This window comes from Paenarthrobacter nitroguajacolicus (genome assembly GCF_051027655.1).
In the GTDB taxonomy this organism is placed as follows: Bacteria; Actinomycetota; Actinomycetes; order Actinomycetales; family Micrococcaceae; genus Arthrobacter; species Arthrobacter nitroguajacolicus.
Window position 1 is genome coordinate 619359 of the sequence record NZ_CP073234.1, and the last position, 19486, is coordinate 638844.

The 19486-nt window shown below is 59.6% G+C and carries 18 protein-coding genes; 7 read left to right on the plus strand and 11 right to left on the minus strand.

All coding sequences use genetic code 11. From position 1 onward, the window contains the following. Window positions 1-2: 2 nt before the first annotated feature. The 9 genes from KCX59_RS03165 to KCX59_RS03205 all read right to left on the minus strand — a co-directional run bounded on the left by KCX59_RS03165 (window position 3) and on the right by KCX59_RS03205 (window position 10127). A complete protein-coding gene (locus KCX59_RS03165) occupies window positions 3-1271 on the minus strand; it encodes an MATE family efflux transporter (RefSeq protein ID WP_179017875.1) in 1269 nt (422 codons plus the stop codon). Window positions 1272-1363: 92 nt separating this feature from the next. Continuing rightward, complete coding sequence (locus KCX59_RS03170; protein ID WP_218649384.1) at window positions 1364-2506, minus strand: hypothetical protein; 1143 nt, start codon at window positions 2504-2506, stop codon at window positions 1364-1366. Window positions 2507-2580: 74 nt separating this feature from the next. After that, a complete protein-coding gene (locus KCX59_RS03175; RefSeq protein ID WP_179017873.1) occupies window positions 2581-3051 on the minus strand; it encodes a hypothetical protein in 471 nt (156 codons plus the stop codon). Window positions 3052-4329: 1278 nt separating this feature from the next. Further along, window positions 4330-5517 carry a YcaO-like family protein gene (locus KCX59_RS03180; RefSeq protein ID WP_434122623.1) on the minus strand — a complete coding sequence of 396 codons (1188 nt, stop codon included), beginning with the start codon at window positions 5515-5517 and terminating at the stop codon, window positions 4330-4332. Continuing rightward, window positions 5514-6005, minus strand: coding sequence for a SagB/ThcOx family dehydrogenase (locus KCX59_RS03185; RefSeq protein ID WP_179017871.1), 492 nt, complete (start codon window positions 6003-6005; stop codon window positions 5514-5516). The genes KCX59_RS03180 and KCX59_RS03185 overlap by 4 nt, the downstream gene beginning before the upstream one ends. A 224-nt stretch (window positions 6006-6229) precedes the next feature. Continuing rightward, entirely contained in the window at window positions 6230-7306 is a 1077-nt protein-coding gene (locus KCX59_RS03190) for a SagB/ThcOx family dehydrogenase (RefSeq protein WP_179017870.1), read from the minus strand. After that, the gene (locus tag KCX59_RS03195) at window positions 7297-8394 is read right to left on the minus strand and encodes a SagB/ThcOx family dehydrogenase (protein ID WP_179017869.1); all 1098 of its coding nucleotides are present in this window, start codon (window positions 8392-8394) and stop codon (window positions 7297-7299) included. The genes KCX59_RS03190 and KCX59_RS03195 overlap by 10 nt, the downstream gene beginning before the upstream one ends. 64 nt (window positions 8395-8458) lie before the next feature. Continuing rightward, complete coding sequence (locus tag KCX59_RS03200; RefSeq protein ID WP_179017868.1) at window positions 8459-8599, minus strand: hypothetical protein; 141 nt, start codon at window positions 8597-8599, stop codon at window positions 8459-8461. A 433-nt stretch (window positions 8600-9032) separates the two neighbouring features. Then, window positions 9033-10127, minus strand: a complete 1095-nt coding sequence (locus KCX59_RS03205; protein WP_178996592.1) for a LacI family DNA-binding transcriptional regulator — start codon at window positions 10125-10127, stop codon at window positions 9033-9035. Between the two features lie 179 nt (window positions 10128-10306). Here KCX59_RS03205 and KCX59_RS03210 point away from each other — a divergent pair, with 179 nt between their 5' ends. The 5 genes from KCX59_RS03210 to KCX59_RS03230 are packed head-to-tail and all read left to right on the plus strand — an operon-like array spanning window position 10307 to window position 14992. Continuing rightward, complete coding sequence (locus KCX59_RS03210; protein WP_091465104.1) at window positions 10307-11173, plus strand: ABC transporter substrate-binding protein; 867 nt, start codon at window positions 10307-10309, stop codon at window positions 11171-11173. 32 nt (window positions 11174-11205) lie between these two features. Beyond that, on the plus strand, window positions 11206-11994 hold the full coding sequence (locus tag KCX59_RS03215; protein ID WP_017198419.1) for an amino acid ABC transporter permease: 789 nt from the start codon (window positions 11206-11208) through the stop codon (window positions 11992-11994). Beyond that, complete coding sequence (locus KCX59_RS03220; RefSeq protein WP_364307663.1) at window positions 11991-12779, plus strand: amino acid ABC transporter ATP-binding protein; 789 nt, start codon at window positions 11991-11993, stop codon at window positions 12777-12779. Before KCX59_RS03215 ends, KCX59_RS03220 begins: the two co-directional genes overlap by 4 nt. Then, on the plus strand, window positions 12779-13840 hold the full coding sequence (locus KCX59_RS03225; RefSeq protein WP_179017867.1) for a Gfo/Idh/MocA family protein: 1062 nt from the start codon (window positions 12779-12781) through the stop codon (window positions 13838-13840). The genes KCX59_RS03220 and KCX59_RS03225 overlap by 1 nt, the downstream gene beginning before the upstream one ends. 39 nt (window positions 13841-13879) lie before the next feature. Continuing rightward, window positions 13880-14992: an NAD(P)/FAD-dependent oxidoreductase gene (locus KCX59_RS03230; RefSeq protein ID WP_179017866.1), complete on the plus strand. Its 1113-nt coding sequence runs from the start codon at window positions 13880-13882 to the stop codon at window positions 14990-14992. Window positions 14993-15009: 17 nt separating this feature from the next. Here the strand turns inward: KCX59_RS03230 and KCX59_RS03235 are convergent, their stop codons facing one another. Both KCX59_RS03235 and KCX59_RS03240 read right to left on the minus strand, forming a co-directional pair. Then, a complete protein-coding gene (locus KCX59_RS03235) occupies window positions 15010-15444 on the minus strand; it encodes a SipW-dependent-type signal peptide-containing protein (RefSeq protein ID WP_179017865.1) in 435 nt (144 codons plus the stop codon). A gap of 106 nt (window positions 15445-15550) precedes the next feature. Beyond that, window positions 15551-16159: a TasA family protein gene (locus KCX59_RS03240; protein WP_218649141.1), complete on the minus strand. Its 609-nt coding sequence runs from the start codon at window positions 16157-16159 to the stop codon at window positions 15551-15553. 322 nt (window positions 16160-16481) lie between these two features. Between KCX59_RS03240 and KCX59_RS03245 the strand changes: the two genes are divergently transcribed. Together KCX59_RS03245 and KCX59_RS03250 are read left to right on the plus strand one after the other, a co-directional pair. After that, window positions 16482-17915, plus strand: coding sequence for an MFS transporter (locus tag KCX59_RS03245; protein WP_179020044.1), 1434 nt, complete (start codon window positions 16482-16484; stop codon window positions 17913-17915). Between the two features lie 12 nt (window positions 17916-17927). Further along, window positions 17928-19433, plus strand: a complete 1506-nt coding sequence (locus KCX59_RS03250) for an FGGY family carbohydrate kinase (RefSeq protein ID WP_179020042.1) — start codon at window positions 17928-17930, stop codon at window positions 19431-19433. Window positions 19434-19486: the final 53 nt, after the last annotated feature.

Genomic DNA, 19486 nt, shown 5'->3' on the forward strand with positions numbered 1-19486 from the left:
GCCTAGGGGTTGCCAGCCTCGGCTGTAACGCGGACAAGCCTGGAAATGGCCAAGCCCTGGATCAAAACCCGGACGAGGTGATAGCCCACGTAGGCAATGAGGGCTCCTGTCAGTCCTAGATCCAGAACGATGCCGAGGAGGAAAGCCAAAGGAACTTGAACAGCCCATGCGGCTAAAGTTGTCGCCACGAGAACTGTTTTTGAGCGACGCCAGGCTCGAAGATACGCGGCCGATTGTGCGCTTAGCCAAATCAGCGGGGACGAAACAGCCACAAGAACCAAGCCGGAGGCAGTCAGAGATGCAAGACTTCCGTCTGTGAACCAGGACGCCACAGTTTGAGTAAAAGTACCCAGCAGAGCGCCGAGCAAGATGAAGATGACAAGGATGAGTACGTGTGGCCTCCAGCTGAAAAGACTGGTTCCAGGCCCGCCGTCCCTACCCTCAAGGATTTGAAACGCAGTAGCTCCCGCTATAGCCAGGGCCGTCAGTACGTCCATGACGGTGATAGCTACTTGGCCCGCGCCCAGGGCTGCGTCGCCCACCACTGCGAGAATGGCTACGAAGGCCACCTCGCTGGTATTGAGGCTGATAACGTTACCGAATTCTGATACGAGAATAGGGCGATAGTCCCGAGGCAAATCAATGCGGATGACATTCCTCCAGCAGCTGCCTGGAGAGCTAATCGGACGCAAAAACGCATAGGTAATAACCATGAATGTGACGCTGAAGGCCTCGGCCAGAATGCTCCCATAAGCGGATCCTTGAACGCCCAACGCGGGCAGCATCCCGAAGCCATAAATGAGGAAGGCTGAAGCAACCACATTTAGAGTGTTCGACGTGATGCTGTTTACTACTGAGTAGATCGGTTTCAGCGATGCTTGCAGATGAACTGAAAGAACCATGGCGACGCTGACCGCAGGCAAGCCCCAAGCCCTGACGCTGATCCAAGCCACGGCTTCGGCTTTACTGGCTGGGCTTGAAAGCATCAACTCCGCCAGCGGTGATGCGAACGCAAGTATAAGAGCCACCCACGTCAGCGACGTAATGAGTACTATGCCGAGCGAGCGCCACAACAAATATGAAGCGAGCAGTCTGTTGTCATCGCCCAAGGGTCGAAGTACAACCACTTGATGCGTAATAGCAATCGCTTGGCTGGAGGTCACTGCAAACATGTAAAGGGTGATTCCAAAAGCCACAGCGGGGAGAGCTGCATCGGAGACGTGACCCACCAGTAGGACGTCCGCTATTCCGATCAGGAGTGGAGCGAGCATTCCGGCAGTGAGCGGTAAAGCCAGCTTGGCAAGCTGCCGGGTATGGTTTGTCAGATTGGAACCCGTATTGGCCTGGCTCCTCGTTGATAGCTTCACGACTGAATACGCGATCCGTGTAGTTTGGCGTAGTTGAACCAAGCTGTCACTTCAGTTTGCAGCGATGTTCCCAACAACCTGAGTGACTGGCCTCTCTCCAAAAGGATTGCGGCACGTCTCAATGCTGCCAGAGCCAGTGCTGCGCTGAGGTCCCGTTGTGTGATCCGGGGCTCAGACTGACCCCGTCCGAGAGACCACCACTCAACTATTTTGGATACCGGGGGCCGATTCTCCGCGCCCACGCCCGCAAGGAACGGGGTTAACGCCTCCAAAGGATGGGTGAACGCCACGTGTTCCCAACTGCCGATTCGCAGTCCATCTGCTTCGATGCTCGCTTCGAACGGCGACAAGGCCAGTGTTGAAGAAACGCTTGTCATAGGTAGCAATTGCAGGACAGCTGCTGCGGCATCTCGGAGCGCGTGCATGTCATGGCTGTTAGCGGGGAGTTCAAGGTTTGGGACCCGTGTTGGTCTTTGCGGCGTCATTGAAGAGCCAGAGGTTACCAGCACTGGCTCGATAAATTGTTCGCCTATCCATCGCTGGGCCCTTGCATAGGCTGTCAGCGCGGTTTCCCAATCGGGTTGCTCACTGAGCCCGCCTCCGAGCGGTGCTTTGTATACCTGCACATTCAGAGAAAGCCACTCCTGCGTTAGGGGACGTTGAAGCATGGACCGAAGCATCGTGTGCGGGAGTGGCGCGGGGTATTCCTTCGAGTACTGCGTCTCTGCACGCACCTCAAAGAATTCGCCTTGATTTGTCGCTACTCTGATGACCAGGGTGTCGCAGCGCAGTTTATGGGGTTGGATAAGGCAGTCGTCCCCGAATGTCTTTTCCAGATGGGCTTGCAGTTCCCTGATCCATCCTTGGCGAAGCCACGGGACAAACGGCACGGCGGTTGGTTCCGCGACGCGATTCAGTTCACGGGCAATGTCCGCACCTGCCCGTGAGAGACAAGTAATCCAGGAGACGTTTTCCAAGCTGATCCAAGTGAACTTTGACCAATATGACTGATCAACCTCGCACAGGAACACACTTTCGTCGCGACAAGCGAACTCCCACAAAGGATAGGCAGTGACGCCGAGAGCAGTTTCCACTGCAGTGGAGATTGCCGGGGCTTCGGCCGAATTTATGGCCGCCACGTCAATTTCCAAGTGATGGCCACCGGCTGCAGCTATTTCAAAGCCTAGCTCGGAGGAGCGTGTTAGTAGGACTTTCATCGCGGGGTAGGGCTTTCTGTGAGCAGGTTGGCGGTTGCTGAAGTGAGGGTTCGGTAGAGGCCCACAACGCCTAGTCCGGAATCGGCAACTTGGAGGAGGCCTGGATCTGTGAACAGACCGCGGCTGGCTGGTGCTGATGAGAGCACATCAAGCCACCGATTAGCGGTTTCAATTGACCCTCCAACGGCGATCAGAGCCGCGATCAGCCCGAACATCTCTTGATAGGTGACAAGCTTCATCGGATCGAGCAGCGCGGACGTGCGGGGGCGCCAGCGCAAGGGACCTTCAAAGGCGAGGGAAGAGGAGTACACACCCAAACGGAAGATGTCAGCGTCCCAGTCAGTCGGGTCCGTACGTGCCGAATGATCGTGGCGGCATCGAATGGCGTATCCCCGAAGCCTGCTATCCACCGGATGCTGGAAGCGCACACGGTGCAGAGCATCCGTGGTGATGTCACGGTGATGCATTACACCTACGGGTAGGAACGCATGTGTTCGTCGTGTGCTGTAACCGTACAAGCGGCTCGTAATCCCGGGGAGCTTCTCGCCCAGAACTTGTGCCTCATCATGACACTCGCTGCAAAACTCAAACCGGACCCTGTCCAGTTCCAGAGGAGTGGATACTGGCAATTCCACAGCCGTATCGACCCTCGCATTCATTGCCCGCCAAGAGGCGTCCATCAGGGTGGTTGAGGGTATGCCCGGAAGTTCGTCTAAGTGGTTCATGATCTTAGCTTTCAGCCCACTGACGCAGATGTTGCACGTGCTGAGAGCGGGCCAGTCGCAGAACACCAAAAAGCCTCGGCCACAAGCTCGCCTGGGTAGCTTCGGTCTGTAAAAGGAACCACGGGCATTTCAGGGATGGACAAAGTACTATCCGAAGCGATAGCAGCGTAAGTCATGGTCTCGATGAGATGACCTAAGTCCAAGTAGATGGTTTGGTAAGCGAGGCTGCTTCGGTACCTGAATTGCACCCGCTCTATGGAAAGGTGGATTCCTATCCTGACCGCGCTTTTGGCAGGACTTTCCCTGACCTTGGGAACCAAAGCACCGTCAATGTGAACCAAAGCATGTAGCCCGGGATCGTATGCGAAAGAGACTTCCTTCCCGGAACCTTGCTCTGAGGGAAATTTCAAAGTCAGGTCGAAGGGGTGTGATGCTCCATGTGAGGGCACTGCGCGAAGTGTTCGTGGAAGTGCGCCGATCGTTGCATCGGCCAGAACTGCGTGGCACAGGTACAGAAAGCTTCCAAGCTTCGCATGGCTTCCTGTAGCGGCGGCAAGACCTGGAACCGGCAGAGGGATGACGTCCCGACGTTGATGTTGTTTCCAGGCCGCAGGCGGTGCGTCCTCGCTGGCCCACCGATTCATCTCCTGTATGTCGTTTCCGATTGTCGCGGGATCTGTATAGTCGGGGCGCTTGCTGCTTGAACAAAATTGATAGTCGCGTGCCCGTGCGGTGTCACGCTCGCCTTCCAAAAGACACACTTGTTCGTGCAACAGGCCCAACCGAAGCAGCTGCTCCAAACAGTCGGAAATTGAAGCTGGATGTACGTTCGACAGCTGCGCGAGCGTGACGGAGTTGGCGGCATCGACAACCTCCCAGGCGGACAAAACAGTAAGTAACCGCCCCAGCCAAGCCGGTATGGTCGACAGCCTACGAGCAGGTCGTTCGCCCCCCGTCTGCTCTACGACCCACGAGTCGTCAATGCGCACCAAAGCGAACGACTTGCAGACGAACAGCCGCTTATCCAGCATGGCCAGGCGCAAAAGTAGCCCGGAAACCGGCCGTATTCGTTGATTCCAAAGAGAACTTTCTCATGTCTGGAACCCACGTTCGCAGGACATGAAGGCCCAGCGAATCCGTTAGGGAGTTTCCGTAGTCCAAGACCACCGCGCGCACTTCATCGCCCAGCTGGGCTAGGGGTTTGCTGGGTCGGATTTCTTTCAAATGGCATTCTCCAAGGGGGTAATGTTCGTGAAGCTCGTCAATGTATTGAGGCGGAAGCGACGCGGGCGGGTAAGACGGTCCAAAGACCGGTCGGCCGTCAACGACGTAGAGGTCGCTTCCGTGACGGAGATGACTCGATTCATCCACCGCAGCCTTAGTAGCAATCGCGGCATCCGGGCTGGCAGCCGATCCAAAAGAACACGAAATCGTGGACTCGTCGTCGCTCCACCACCATAGGCAACCAGTCACGGTTATCCCTTCCCATTGATAGTGCCAAACCTCCGCACCGCTCCCATCAACGTCCAAAGCGCCGAGGCGCTGGGTTGCTGCATGGGAATGTTCACTGCACCGCACGCTGTCAGTGGCCGCCCACCAGTCATCCAGCATGGACCTTTCCAAGACTTCAAGGAGTGCCCGCGCGGCGGCTTCCTCGTACGTATCAAAAAGTGCAAAACCGATGCTGTCGTTCGGAAGTTGGCAGCTCGGGACTGGAACAGTACCTGTTTGACCATCGGAAACGTAGGAGGCCCCATGTAAAGCCCACTCATTAGTGTTCGGAACTGATAGCCGGACTTGACCGCGGGGCCGAGTATGAGCAGATCGACGTTCAAGGCCCTCAAACCAGCCTTTGCATACCGCTTCCATGCGGGTAGGTCCTGCTCCTCCTGCAACAATGGCTACGTTCCGGGAGCCGGCAGGCAATGTCAACGCAACGTCGGAGAGCCACAGGCCCGAGGCTTGCTGAAATTGCGTTGAACAGCGCAGCACGGGGCCGTAGGGAGGAGCCACCCACTCCAAACTGTGGCCGAAATCGAATGAAGTGAATACATGTGATTCCAGACAATCCGGATGGGCCAGCCCTGGTCTCAGGGGGTCCTTTGCCCTGTCCACTCCTAACCCTGCCCGCGCAGCCTCAACAGTCCAGAGACTTATGCATCCCGGGCAACGCACTCCACGGCCTTTCGTGCCAAACTCCACACTCATGGCAAGGCAATCGTGTATACGGGCAGATTAAGGGAGTCTTTGTCGTGGCCGAGAAGTTCGTTGGCAACTTGGTCATCGAACGCTCCGATGGGACAGGATGCAATTCCTTGTAAGGACAGTGCCAACACCAGGTTTTGGGCAATGTGGCCAGCCTCAAGAAGCATGTACCTATATCCACGTTCGCCATAGCGCTGACCAACGGACTCCAAGTCCCCGGTAAGCAGGAAAGCTCCCTGAGCCGTTGCGGCGGGAAACGCCGACACTCGTAGAAGGTTCTCTCCCGACTCCAAAGTCATTGCCTGCTGCTCCCAGCCGACAGTTCCATCCGGTTGCAGTGTAGCGATACCCACAGCGGGGTTGCCCCTAAAACCAATCCACGCAAGTGAGACGGAATAGGTGCCTCCGGGTGACGGATAAGCCCGTCGGCCGGTGGCGGGAAGCCCTTGTCCTGCACGCAGTGTGTCCTCAACAAGTTGAGGTGTAATCACTCTCCGTCTGATTCGTTCCGAGGAGCGGCATGCCAAAATCTCTGACAGCCTCTCGAGCCCCGCTCCGTGATGCCTCTCCTGCAGCGGAGGGTGAACCGAATACTCCCCGACCGAAGGTTGGGGCGGTACCGGGTAATTCCCCTCGCTCGAGGCCGCATGAAAACAAAGTGCGTCTACCAAATAGCTGCGAATCTTTGGCGATGCACACGGGTTGGACGTCAATTTCAACCCGCAGACACCAGATAGAGAGCGGACTCCTCGAGTCTGTCAGTGCCCAGTAGGGCGTCGGCCCGCTCTGCCACATGCGCCGGAGTTGGGAAAGTTGTTAGGCCAAATCCCGTAAAGCTCACAAGGTATCGCTGAGCGAGTTGACCTACCACGGTCATTAGGCCTCGATATGCTCTTGGATTGGACCTGTACTTGAACATCAGCCTGGACCAAACAACTGAGATGATGATCGCGCACCGTCCTTGCCCGGCCGGCGTTTGACCGACAAATGTGCGCTGAAGCAGCTCCCTGTGGTCCCCCTGACGGATCACCCCCAGAGCATGGTCCTTCGGGTCGTAGTGATACAGACCCGGCGCGATGCCATCGATGTCGTGCACTGCTACATAGGCCTCGAGATCTCCGAAAGTATTACGGAGTAGCGCGCCAGGATCACCTTCGTGGTCATCCTCTGCAGCTTGACGAAGACGCAACAGGGGATCGTTCACGTCGCGCAATACCCGGCTCAAATCCTGAGCGCTAAACGCGGCTCCCGTCCACGGCTGGTGCGTCCGCCTTGCGAGGAGGACCTCGGCAAGGTCGCGCACGGGAGCGTCACTAGCCTCTGGCAGTGCCGTATAGTCCTGAGCTCTGTATCGCCAAAACTCAGGTGTCCCGGCAATGGCGATGTCTTCCTTCAGCGATTCCTCGATCGGGACGAAGTGTTCCGTCCCCGGGACGTCGCTTCGGGGGAACTCATCGGAGAGGCAATGGAAAACCAGGGCATCGGTCCAGCCATAGCTATGCCAGAGCTTTGCCTCGTCCAAGAGTGGATTATCCTCCAGCGCATCTTGAAGAACACCAGCTTTTAGCAGGCTGTCTACAAATGTCTTGACATCTGCCGGATTGTGGTTCTCGAGTGCGCTGACAAATGAGCTAACGACGGCCTCATAGGAGCGAGGCTTGCTGCTCTCAAGCAGTGGCGCGATGAGCTCGGCCGACGGTAAAGTGAAAGACTTACGTTCCAACAGCAAATCAATTCCAGGCCGCTCATCAATCCTTATTCTGCAGCAACGATTGAGGGTTATTAGCTCCATGACTTGCTCTCCCTAACGGCGATAAAGCCCATTGATGGCTCTGAAATTCGCGGGTTCCCCAAGAGTTCTGATACCGCATTGTCCATCAATGAGTAGCCGGCAAGAGTGGTGTAACCCAAAGAGTGTGCTACAAGATTGGTGGTTTCAATGACATGCCCAACGTCATGGTGCAGCGGTCGATAGGTGAAGTTTTCGCGGTACCGGTGCATGTTTCGCTCAGCCACACTCGTCAGAATAATCATCATTGACAGCGGTCCCGTGATCCATTCGGGCTTTTCCAGTATGTGATCATCTACCCACTGCTGCGAAACTTCTTTACCCAAGGGCTCCAGGGCGTGATTTCTCACGCTGTAATGGCTGACTGAACCCTGACTATTTTCCGCGAAGAGGATTACGTAAGCCTCAGTGGGGTGTCGGCTGCCTCCACTGGGTGACGTTTTCATCACGTGGGTGCCTGAAACCGGCAGGCGTTTACTGCCGGTTTGTCCAAAGGAGTAGTACAGCAGATCCGATAGTCGTTGCATGGGTGCAACTCCCGCGGGAGGCTGCTGATCGTTCGCGGCACGAAAAACCTCTCCATAATCGACGCTCAGCGTGGATCGCGGCTGAGGGAGCGAAGAGGCCGGATGGTGCAGGAGATCAAGATAGTGGGAGGGGGCCGGGGGGCCAAGCCTGCGCTGTTGGTGCATGAGCCCGACGTCCTGCTGCTGGCCCGTCTGATTCGTATAGTCGAGGCGTTCGGCGCTATCGGATGCGACTTGGTATTCGAAGGCGGCTGCCCAGCCGGCCTGACCCCAAATATGCTGGGCCTTTGTCAGGGCGATCATTTCCGGCGTCTCGCGAATGACCAGTTCGGCTCTCTCCAGGCGAGATATTTCTTCGAGTGCCCGTTCATGCGTGATGCCGACCATGCCAGCCAGAGTTGTGGCTGCAGAATCAGGCTGAGTCCACTTGCCCAACTTTGAAAGAAACATCACCAAGCGTGGATCTAATTTCCCTTTATACCATTGCCGGGCTGTGGCGGAGGTCAGCCTTAACTCTCCGCCCATTGATTGAATTTGTAATGCATGTGCACGGGCTATTCGCACGCCGTCGTTCTCCTTTTGAGATGGTTCAGCTCACCCCAAAGGGTGAGCTGAACCATTTAACAGATCAAAGAATGATCACGCATCCCTGCCGACGTGCGGCGATGGGCTGTACTTCGGAAAGATCGAGCTCGAATACGGAGTCGAGTTTCTCGGCCTCTGCAGTGACAGCCTTCTCAGCTGCTGCGGTTGCAATAGTTTCAGTCATAGATTTCACCCCCTTGATATCTAGATACCGTGAGCCTAACGCATCAATAGGCCGCATGTGCAACAGCTCACACCAGCCCAAGTGCCGTCTCTCCCTCGACTTTAGTAATTCTCGGGAATCAGATTCTCTGCATGGACCGGGGGTGAGAGGCCGGCTTCGGCGCGAATTGGCTTGTTTCTGCCTCCAGTTAAACGCAGGCCATGATGCCAGCCATTCCGAATTCAACCTTCTTCGGTTGGCGTGCCCAGACTCTATCGCGCACGTAATATTTGTATTAATTGTTGACTTGCAAGCACCGCAAATATGTGTTCTACGGATCTATTTGGGGCTCAAGTAAAGCGTCGGCTGTGTGACTTGCACTTTATATAATTGCGGATAACATGCGGCTGCCAATTTAGGTCTTCAATGCGTCCTGCGTGCTTTGTGCTGGCTTTTAGCCGCCCGCCTGGCTGAGCACCTCAGCGTCCTTGGGCGCCCCGACGGATCCCCGCTTTATCAAGGTTGCCACCAGATCCGGGCCGGGCCCGGCAGCTTTCCTGCCCTCAATCTGCCTGATCAGCGCTGAGGCTGCGGCAATTCCCATGTCGTAGACGGGCTGTGAGATGACGGTGAGCGGGGGAGTGGTGAGGCGGGTCCAAGCGAAATCGTCGTACATGAGGAGCGAGACGTCTTGCGGGACGGAACGCCCTGATTGCTGGATGGCTTCCACCACGCTCAGGGCGATCAGGCCGTCGGAGGCAATGATGGCCGTGGCGGCGTCCGGTCCGCTCAGAAGGTCCTGCGTGATCCGCATGATGGAGTCGGCGTCCCCTGCATTAAGCCGGACGAGGTCAGTGGGATGGGGGAGGCCTGCTTCATCGAACGCACGGTGGATTCCGTCCAGGCGGTCTGAGATCTGCGAAGAGTCCAACTCCATCCCTGCAACATAGGGGGCTTCGGTGCGGACGGTGGAGACGAAGGCGATTCGCCGGTGCCCGGCCTCGATCAAGTGCTTGGTGGACTCGTAGGAAATGCTTCCCATGTCCACGGCAAAGGTCTCAACGTCAACCCCTGCGGCGGCGCGGTCCAGCAGGACCAGGGGGCGCCCGGACTCGCGGACCTGCTGCAGGTGGGAGGTTTCCACTGAGGAGGCCGGAGCAACGATGAGTCCGTCCACCCGCTTGTCCAGGAGCACCCGAACGGCGTCCACTTCGGCAGCCCGTTCCTCGTCCGTGTTGATGAGGATGACGTTGTAGCCGCTCTTCTTGGCGGTGTCCGTGATGCCCCTCATGGCGAGTCCGAAGTGGGGGTTTTCGATGTCGCCCACCACCACGCCAATGGTGTTCGACTTGCCGGTGTTCATGCTGCGCGCGAGTTCGTTGGGCCGGTACTCGAGCTCCTCGGCCGCGGCGAGGACGCGCTCGCGAACCTCATCGCTCACGGCGCCGTAATTGCCCAACGCGCGGGCCGCTTGTGCCTTGGACACTTTCGCGGCTTTGGCGACGTCGGCAACCGTCACGTCCCGCCGTCGGGATCCGTCAGTGCTCATGTTCACCTTTCAGGAGGGGTGTTGACGCGGCTTTGTGAGTTCCGCTACATTTCTATCAATCGATGTGAGTCCGGTCTCAATCCTAGGGGCTGAGACCGGACTCAACAAGACCCCGCATCGAGCAATAACTTCAGCGGCTCCTGACAGCACCGCTTTCCCTCCCACGATTGGACAACGCTGTGATCAAACTGAATTTCCGCCCGGCAGCGCTCGCAGCAGCAGCCTTGGCGGCCATCCTCGCCCTCTCCGGTTGCGGCGGATCCACCGCCAGCTCCTCACCTTCCGCGGACAACCCCTACGGGCTGATCGAGCCCGGCACCATCCGTGTAGCCAGCCTCGGAGACTCCAAGCCATACACCTTCACGGACAGCTCCGGTAACTTCACCGGCTTCGACGTGGAACTGTTCAAGGACGTGGCCCACCGCGCCGGCGTAGACAAAGTTGTCTTCACCGGACAGGACTTCTCCGGACTCCTGGCAGCCGTGGCCAACGGCCAGTTCGACGTCGGCGTTGCAGCTATCGGCATCACGGACAAGCGCAAGGAAACCGTGGACTTCTCCGACGGCTACCTCGCCGGATACCTGACGGTCATCACCACCAAGACCTCAGGCATCAACGACGCCGATGGCCTCAACGGCAAGCGCCTGGGCGTGGTCCAAGGCACCCTGCAGGAAGCCTACGCAGTCAAGAACTTCACCTCGGCGCAGCTGGTCCGCTTCCCGGACAACAACACCGCCATCTCCGCAGTCAACAGCGGTTCCGTGGACGCCCACTTCCTGGACTACGAGGCAGCCAAGGAATACCAGGAGCAGTTCGGACTAGTGAGTGCCGCGGACATCCCCTCCTTCGACGCACCGGCGGGCTTCGCTATCGCCAAGGACAAGCCCGCCTTCAAGGAAGCCTTGAACAAGGGCCTCGCCGAAGCAATGGAAGACGGCACCTGGAAGAAACTCTACGAGAAGTGGTTCCCGGGTTCGCCGATGCCGGAGCAGTACCTTCCGAAGGCCGAGCAGACCTCCAGCCCGGCTCCGACCGCCAGCAAGTAAGCCCCAAAACACCTAACGTCTGAGAGCACTCAATGGATTGGCTCAATACCATCAGCCGCACGTTCTTCGACCTTGATGCCATGGTCGAAGTACTGCCCCAGCTCCTCGGAGTTGGCCTTCTCAACACCCTGATCATCTCCATCGCAGCAACCATCCTCGGCGTAGTGATGGGCATGGTGGTGGCGGTCATGGGCATCTCGCGCTCCAAGTGGCTGCGAATCCCGGCGAGGATCTACACAGACCTTTTCCGGGGCCTGCCCGCTATCCTCACCATCCTGCTGATCGGCCAGGGATTTGCGCGGTTGAGCCAGTCGGTCTTCGGACCCTCGCCTTACCCGCTGGGAATCATCGCCCTGAGCCTCATCGCCAGTGCCTATATCGGTGAGATCTTCCGGGCTGGCATCCAAAGCGTTGATAAGGGCCAGGGGGAGGCCTGCCGGGCTTTGGGAATGAGCTACTCCAAGTCCATGGCCCTCGTGGTGGTGCCGCAAGGCATTCGCAGGGTCCTTCCCGCCTTGGTGAACCAGTTCATCGCAATCGTCAAAGACTCATCGCTGGTCTACTTCCTTGGACTCCTGGTCAGTGAGCGTGAACTTTTCCGGGTGGGCCAGGACGCAGCAGTACTGTCCGGCAACCTTTCACCGCTGGTCATGGCAGGCATCTTCTACCTGATCATCACGGTGCCCCTGACCCACCTGGTCAACTACTTCGACAACAAGTTCCGCACCGGCCGGCGTCGTCCCACGGCACCCACCAGTGGGCTGAAGGAAGTCAAGGAACTCGATGCGGCCTCGCCGCTCATCACCGGGAGCAACACGTGAACCTCACAAGCAGCAGTGCCACCAGCACCAACCAGCCGACCAGCGACATTGAAAAGTTCCACGGCTCCAGCCTGGAACTGCAAAACCTGACCATGGCCTACGGGGACGTTGAGGTTCTCCGCAATGTCAGCCTCAACGTGGCGCCGGGAACCACCACCTGCATCATTGGCCCCTCCGGTTCAGGAAAGTCCACGCTACTTCGCGGTGTAAACCGCCTGCATGAACCCAAGAGCGGCGATGTGCTGCTGGCCGGCGAAAGCGCACTCAAGGTCAAGCCGGACATCCTCCGGGCACGTATCGGTATGGTGTTCCAGCACTTCAACCTCTTCCCGGACCACACTGCACTGGAAAACGTGGCATTGGCCCTGTGGAGCGTCAAGGGAATGTCCAAGTCGGAGGCCCGGGAACGCGCCCGGCGCCGCCTGGCCGAAGTAGGCCTCGCAGAACGCGCTGATCACCGGCCACGCGACCTCTCCGGAGGACAGCAGCAACGCGTCGCTATTGCCCGGGCTTTGGCCATGGAGCCCGAGGTCATGCTCTTCGACGAAGCCACCAGCGCCCTGGACCCCGAGCTGGTCAAGGGCGTCCTCAACCTCATGGCAGGTCTGGGCCGCCGCGGCATGACCATGCTGGTTGTCACCCACGAGATGGGCTTCGCCCGCAAAGTGGCCGACCAGGTGGTGTTCATGGATGAAGGCGAAGTAGTGGAAATCGGAACCCCCACCGAGCTCTTCGACAACCCGCGCAGCGAACGCCTTCAGCGCTTCCTCTCGGAAGTGCTGTAATGGGCGGGACTCCTGTGATGCGCCAGCCAGCAGCGGCCCCCATCCGAACCGCCGTCGTCGGATTTGGCGTCTCGGGCAAGGTGTTCCACGCGCCGCTGATCGAAGCGGACCCGGACTACTCCCTTGACGTCATTGTCACAGCAGATCCGCAACGCAAGTCCGAAGCCCAGCGGCTCTACCCGCAGGCAAGGATCGTAAACACCCCCGAGGACATGTTCGCCCTAGCCGGGGACCTGGATCTGGTGGTCCTTGGAACGCCGCCGCTTACGCACCTTGAACTCGGTGCCACGGCCATCGCCCATGGGCTGAACGTTGTGGTGGATAAGCCCTTCGTCACCACCGTGGCCCACGGTGAGGAGCTGGCTGGGCGGGCGTCCGACGCCGGTGTGCAGCTGACGGTCTTCCAGAACCGCCGGTGGGACGCCGACTTCCTGACGCTGCGCAAGCTGCTGCGGGCCGGTGCCCTGGGCGACGTGCGAACGTTCGAGTCGCGCTTTGAATGGTGGCGTCCGGAAGGCTTCGGGAACTGGCGCGATTCGGCCACGCTGGCCGAGGGCGGAGGGATCCTCCATGACCTCGGCGCCCACCTGATCGACCAAGCCGTCCAGCTGTTCGGCCCGGTGGAGGACAGCTACGGCGAGACCGCCAACCACGGCCCCCACGCGGATGCCGCCGACACCGAGGCCTTCGTGTCGCTGCGGCACGAATCGGGCGTCCGGACACGGCTGTGGATGAACGGAATGGCCGCCCAAGTGGGCCCGCGCTTCCACGTCCTCGGCTCCAAAGGCGGCTACACCAAGTGGGGACTCGACAGCCAGGAACCGGCCCTCGCAGCCGGCCTCACGCCGTCGGACGCCACGTACGGCACAGAACCCCAGGAGTCTTGGGGGCTTCTGGGAGTGGACGGAGCAACCACGCCAGTCCCGGCCGAAAAGGGCGACTATCCACAGTTTTACAGGGAACTCGCAGCCTCTCTCCGTGGTCACGGGCCTCTTCCCGTGCAGCCGGCGGAAGCGTTGGAAACCCTCAGGACCATCGAAAACATCCACGCGTTCGCATAGGCGCGTTTCAGCATTCAGAACCCGAAAGAGAGATCACGCATGTCCTCCACCAAGCACGTCGCCGTCATCGGAGGCGGCATCCTGGGCGTCTCCACCGCCGTCCACCTGCTCCGCCAGGGCGCTTCCGTCACTCTGCTGACCGAGCAGGGCCTGGCAAGTGAAGCCACCGGCCGTTCGTTGTCCTGGCTCAACTCGGCGGGCGAACGCTCCACGCCGTACCACCTGCTGCGCGTTGCCGGCGTTGACCGGTACCGCACACTCTTCGCCGCGGACCCCAGCCGTGAGTGGCTGCAGTTCGGGGGCGGCCTCATGTGGAATGCGGCCGGGCAGGGCGAGGTCACCGAAGCCCGCCACGCTTACGAGAAGTCCATTGGCTACGACTCCAAGCTGTTGGCGCCTGAAGAGATCGCCTCGGTGACGCCCGGCATCGATGCCACAGCCGTCCCCGGGAATGCCATATTTAACCCCGGCGAAGGCTGGGTGAGCCTGCCGGACCTGGTGAACTTCCTCATGGAGGAATTCCACGCGTTGGGCGGCCAGCTGATCCTCAAAGCCGGCAAGGCCTCGGTAATGGTCGACGGCGGCCGCGCCACCGGCGTCGAAACTACCGGCGGTGAAACGTACCCCGCTGACGCCGTGCTGGTTGCCTGCGGTGCCGCGACGCCCGCCGTCGTAAAGCCTTTGGGCGTGGAAATTCCCAACGGTTCGCCGGTTTCCATGCTTGTGGTCACCAAGCCGGTGGAGCATCAGGTCACCGCAGTGATGAATACGCCCCGGGCTGCTGTTCGTCCCAACCCCGGCAATACGTTCGCCCTGGATCACGACTGGTACGAGGAGCACATCACCGAGCATGCCGACGGTTCATTCACCATCCCGGATGAAGTTGTCCAGCAGCTGGCCGACGAATCCGCCAAGCTCATCGAGGGCAATCCCGAACTCAAGCCGGCATCCTGGAAGATCGGCTACAAGCCCATCCCAGGCGACGGCGAACCGGTCTTCGGTGAACTCGGCCAAGTGCCTGGCTGCTTCGTAGCCTTCACGCACTCCGGTGCCACGCTGGGCCTCATCGCGGGTGAGCTGCTGTCAGGCGAAATCCTCAGCGGTGAAAAGCACCCGATGCTGGCCACGTTCCGTCCGGGGCGTTTCTCCTAGACCGCACTTGCCGGAAGTCAGCAGGTCATGGTGCCCTTGAGGGGCTTACCCGTCCAGAAATTGTTGGAGCCTGGAACTTTGTAGTAGCCGCGGATTTCGTAGCTCCAGGTGCCGATGATCTCGATGCCGGAACTGTACGATCTTCCCGCGGCTTGGCTGAGGTCACCGGTGAACTCGAGGTTGCCGGAGCGGTCGTAGACCCTCACCTCGTGGTAGTTGGCGTTCGCCACCGTTCCGTACGAATTTACAGTGACCGTGGTGTGGAGTCCCAAGGTGCATCGCATCGTCACGCTGGCACTGGCCGGGGCAAGGATGGTTGCTGCCGAGAACTGTGGGGTAGCGCGTTCACTGTCCGTGAAGGCGGCTACCGCGGCCGTTGGTCCGGCTACCAGGCCAAGAACGACGACGGCGACAATCACCAAGGCGCGCAGGAAACCCTTCTGCGGTTTCATGGTGATCGTTCTCTTTCTCCTGTGCTCAACGGATACTCGCCGGGCCTGATCGGGCTGGGGGGAAAGGAAACCGATCAGGCCCGGCGGGGCTGGTGTGTTGCTGTGTCTATTTGGTGGTTTCGGTGCGTTGGGTGCCGGTGAAGGCGAAGGCGATGGTGGAGGTGGCGCCTTGGAAGTCGTTGTTCGCGGTGGTGGGGAACGCGGTGGTGACTTTGAGGTTGTCGGTCTTGGCCGAGGTCAGGGAGGTGAGGTTGTTCAGGACCTTGTTCGCGGCGATCACCGGTGAAGAGGCCACCACGGTGGTTTTGGTGCCGGTGCAGTTGTAGGGGGCTGCGGCGCCGGTCCAGGCTACGGAGCAGTTTTCGATGGTCAGCTGCAGTCCGTTGGTGACATCGGTGGTGAGCAGGGACGCGGTGGTCCCGGCGGAGGTGGTGAGGGTGACGTTGTTCAGGTCCGAGTTGCCGGTGTTGGCCAGGGTGACGAGCTTTTCGACTTTGTCGCCGGGGAGCAGGCCTGCGACGGGGACGTTGAGGGTGTTGGCCGGGCCGGGTGTTCCGAGGGCGATGGTGACGGTGCCGGCGGTGACTGCCTGGGAGGCGGAGGTGGAGGAGGTGAAGGCGCCGTAGGTGCCCATGCCTGCCACTGCGGCTGCGGTGCCGACCAGTGCGACGGACGCGAGGATCTTACCGGAGGTGGTCTTGAGGCTGATGGCCATCTGAGTATGGTCCTTTCGGGAGGCCACCGTGGTCCGGCCGGCCGTTCGTTTTCCAGCCTCTCTGGCTGACAAGAACTACTGTGCAGGGCCCGGATCAAGAACAAATCCTGTGTTCGGTCAACAATTCCTCAAGAAAACCTCAAGACTTTTTCGCCGCCCCCACACCACTGTTCCCTTGCAATGCGGAACGGAATATGACTAAGATCTCATTCATCAGGGTTAGAAAAGAGACCTCCTGTCGGAGGTTTTTTTCTGCCCTTTTTTGCTACCCAAAAAGGTGACCTCTGACAGGGGCAGTTTCCCGACAGAGAGGTCGGACGAAATGTCCAGTTTTGTTATCCGCGGTGTGCACGATGTTGTGTCCTACATCGACGCCCGCCCTGGGATTTCGGGGCGCGCAGGGCTCATTTGGTGGCTTGCCTTGGGCGGCCTGTTCCTCGATGCCTTCTCCAACTCGGCGCTCAGCGCCGGCCTTGGCCCCATGACCAAGGATCTTCAATTGAGCGCCACGCAGGTGGCTGTCCTCACCTCCCTGGCGTCCTGGGTCGCCATCGTTTTCAACCCCATCGGCGGGTGGATGGCCGACAAGTGGGGCCGCATTCCTCCGCTGGTTTTTGCCAAGTTCCTGGCCCTCGCTGGTGCCGCTTTTGCCGCGTTTGCACCCTCCTTCGAGCTCGTCCTTGTGGGTCGCTTCTTTGTAGGGGCCGCGTACGGCATCGATTTCGCCATCGCCATGGCGCTGCTCGCCGAGTTCACTCCCGCGCGGTTCAAGAGCAGGCTGAACACTTGGCAGGGAATTTGGTACTGCGCGGTCAGCGCCAACCTTTTGTTGGCGATCATGTTCTACAACATGGGCGCGGGGGAGTCGATCTGGCGTTACGCCGTCGGTTCTGCCGGTGTGGTGGCGCTAACGCTGTTTATTGCGCAACTGCTCTACATGGTTGAGAGTCCCACATGGGCTGCCCGAAAGGGCCTCGTGGACCGGGCCGCAGCCTCCATGAGCAAGATCTACGGGGAGAAATTCTCTGCCGCCCCGGTTGAAGACCGCTCCCCGATCGTGAACCAGGCAACCAAAGGATTTGCCAACATTGCGTTGATTTTCCGTGGCATTTATCTTCCCCGCACAATTCTGGCAGCGACCATTCAGATAGGTCAGTCCATCCAGTACTTCGCAGTGGGCTGGTACCTGCCCATCATTAGCCTGACTCTCTTCGGACAGGACTTTGTGGTCGCCACGCTTGGGGCCTTGGTGTTCAACCTGTTCGGCATACTCGGCGGATTCCTGTCACCGGCAATCGGCAAGAAGTTCGGCTTGCGAAAGGCATCCGCCATTGGGTTCGGAGCAGTCTTCGTCATGCTGCTGCTCTTGGGACTCTTTTACCAGAGCCTTCCGATCGTCCTCGCGTTCCTCATCCCGTCGCTCTTCATTCTGTTCCATTCGGGCGGTCCGGGGGCCAACGGAAAGAGCATTTCCACGCTTTCCTTCCGGAGCGAGCTCAGGGCTGGCGCCAACGGGGTGATTGGGGCTCTTGGCAGCACAGGCGCCGCGCTTGGGCTGCTGGTGTTCCCGCTTCTCAAACAGAATTTGGGCCTCGGACCTACGTTCCTCATTCTGGCCATCGTTCCGCTGGCCGCCTGCGTGGTCTGCAGCGTCATCAAATGGGACCCAACGCGGGCACCGGTCAGTCCGGATGAGGAGTTGAATGCCCCGCAATTCAAGAGCGACATACGGCAGGCAGAGTTGAACCGCGTCTAGAAGGTGACACCCATGAAGCAACAAGCAATACTCTCGATCGATGAAGGAACCACGGGGACCCGCGCAGCCTGGGTCACCGGTGACGGAGTGGTTCATGGACTGGAATACCGGCACCTCGCCGTGGCCAGTCCCCGGCCGGGCGTCGTTGAGCAGGACGCCGGAGAAATATTGGCGAAGACCATTGATGCTTGCCGGATAGTTGTGCGCCGGGCGGCTGATGCCGGCGTCGAACTCGTTGCGGTTGCTCTGGCAACGCAGAGGTCGACGGCGGTGCTCTGGGACACTGCCACGGGCACGGCTTTGGTGCCGGCAATGGTCTGGCAGGACAGTCGCCACGCTGCCGAACTCGCGGAACTGGGCAAGGAATGGGACAACCGTCTGGTGTCTTCCGTTGGACGCCCCGCCGGCGTCCGATCGCCCTACCTGTGGGCGGCCCATCATTTGCGTGAAACTCCCGCCGTCCGCGAAGCCCAGGCAGCCAACAGGCTGGGCTTCGGCACGGTGGAGACGTGGCTGCTGTGGAGCCTCACACGGGAAAAGAGCTACGTGGCCACCTCTACGAACGCAACGTCGGCCGGCGCATACGTGCTGGCAGGTCACAGCTATGAAACGGCGTGGATCGATGCCCTCGGATTCCCGCGGGAGCTCTTGCCCGAGCTGCGACAGGATGCCGACCGGCTTGGGCACACGGACCCCGGAACGCTGGGTATCGAGCTGCCGATCCTGGCAGCCATGGGCGATCAGCACGCGGGTACGGTGGGCCTGGGCTGCCTCCGCGCCGGTCAGGCAATGTGCGTCCATGGCACCGGAAGTTTCGTTGACCTCGTTACCGGCTCCAGCCCGCCGGTAAAATCCGGGCTCTACGAGGGGACGTTGACACTGACGGGCTGGAGACGGCACTTCCAAACCGTCTACGCCGTGGAAACATTCACTGCCACCACAGGTTCGGCCCTGGACTGGATCTGTAACACCCTTGGCTGGTTCGACTCATCACGTCATATCAGCGAACTCGCATCGCAAGCCTCCAGTGCAAACGGCGTCATGTTCGTGCCCGCTTTGACGGGCATCAGGATTCCGGTGGTGGAACCCACAGCCCGTGCTTCCCTTACCGGCCTGTCCATGGCCAGCACCCGGGCGGAGCTTGCCTACGCTGTCCTGGAGGGCATCGCGCACTCGGTGGCAAGCAGCGTTGAAGCCAATCAGGAAGTAGCCGGATTGGCCGTGACGGAGATAGCCGTCGGCGGAGGCATGTCAGCCAGCGACTCCTTGATCCAAATGCAGGCCGATCTGACAGGCCTGCCCATGCAGCGGCTGCCCCGTTCAGAGACCGCCAGCCTTCGCGGTGCAGCATTCATGGCCGGCTCGGACGGGCTTCTTTGGGAAACGCTCGATGCAGCTGCAGCGACCCTCGGCGGCGGCGAAATCTTTGAACCCCGGCTGTCACCGGACCATCGATTGGATCGCAGGAACACCTGGAACACGCGAATAGCCAGGGAACTTGACCTTGTTGCGTCCTGACAGTGGCGGCCTGCTGGCATCCCCCAGGCATCCATCACCAAGAAACTTTGCAT

Coding starts and splice junctions, on each gene's coding strand:
- KCX59_RS03165 (WP_179017875.1), bottom strand. CDS start 1,271: ATGCTCGCTCCACTCCTGATCGGAATAGCGGACGTCCTACTGGTGGGT.
- KCX59_RS03175 (WP_179017873.1), bottom strand. CDS start 3,051: ATGCATCACCGTGACATCACCACGGATGCTCTGCACCGTGTGCGCTTC.
- KCX59_RS03180 (WP_434122623.1), bottom strand. CDS start 5,517: ATGAGTGTGGAGTTTGGCACGAAAGGCCGTGGAGTGCGTTGCCCGGGA.
- KCX59_RS03190 (WP_179017870.1), bottom strand. CDS start 7,306: ATGGAGCTAATAACCCTCAATCGTTGCTGCAGAATAAGGATTGATGAG.
- KCX59_RS03200 (WP_179017868.1), bottom strand. CDS start 8,599: ATGACTGAAACTATTGCAACCGCAGCAGCTGAGAAGGCTGTCACTGCA.
- KCX59_RS03205 (WP_178996592.1), bottom strand. CDS start 10,127: ATGAGCACTGACGGATCCCGACGGCGGGACGTGACGGTTGCCGACGTC.
- KCX59_RS03215 (WP_017198419.1), top strand. CDS start 11,206: ATGGATTGGCTCAATACCATCAGCCGCACGTTCTTCGACCTTGATGCC.
- KCX59_RS03225 (WP_179017867.1), top strand. CDS start 12,779: ATGGGCGGGACTCCTGTGATGCGCCAGCCAGCAGCGGCCCCCATCCGA.
- KCX59_RS03230 (WP_179017866.1), top strand. CDS start 13,880: ATGTCCTCCACCAAGCACGTCGCCGTCATCGGAGGCGGCATCCTGGGC.
- KCX59_RS03235 (WP_179017865.1), bottom strand. CDS start 15,444: ATGAAACCGCAGAAGGGTTTCCTGCGCGCCTTGGTGATTGTCGCCGTC.
- KCX59_RS03240 (WP_218649141.1), bottom strand. CDS start 16,159: ATGGCCATCAGCCTCAAGACCACCTCCGGTAAGATCCTCGCGTCCGTC.
- KCX59_RS03245 (WP_179020044.1), top strand. CDS start 16,482: ATGTCCAGTTTTGTTATCCGCGGTGTGCACGATGTTGTGTCCTACATC.
- KCX59_RS03250 (WP_179020042.1), top strand. CDS start 17,928: ATGAAGCAACAAGCAATACTCTCGATCGATGAAGGAACCACGGGGACC.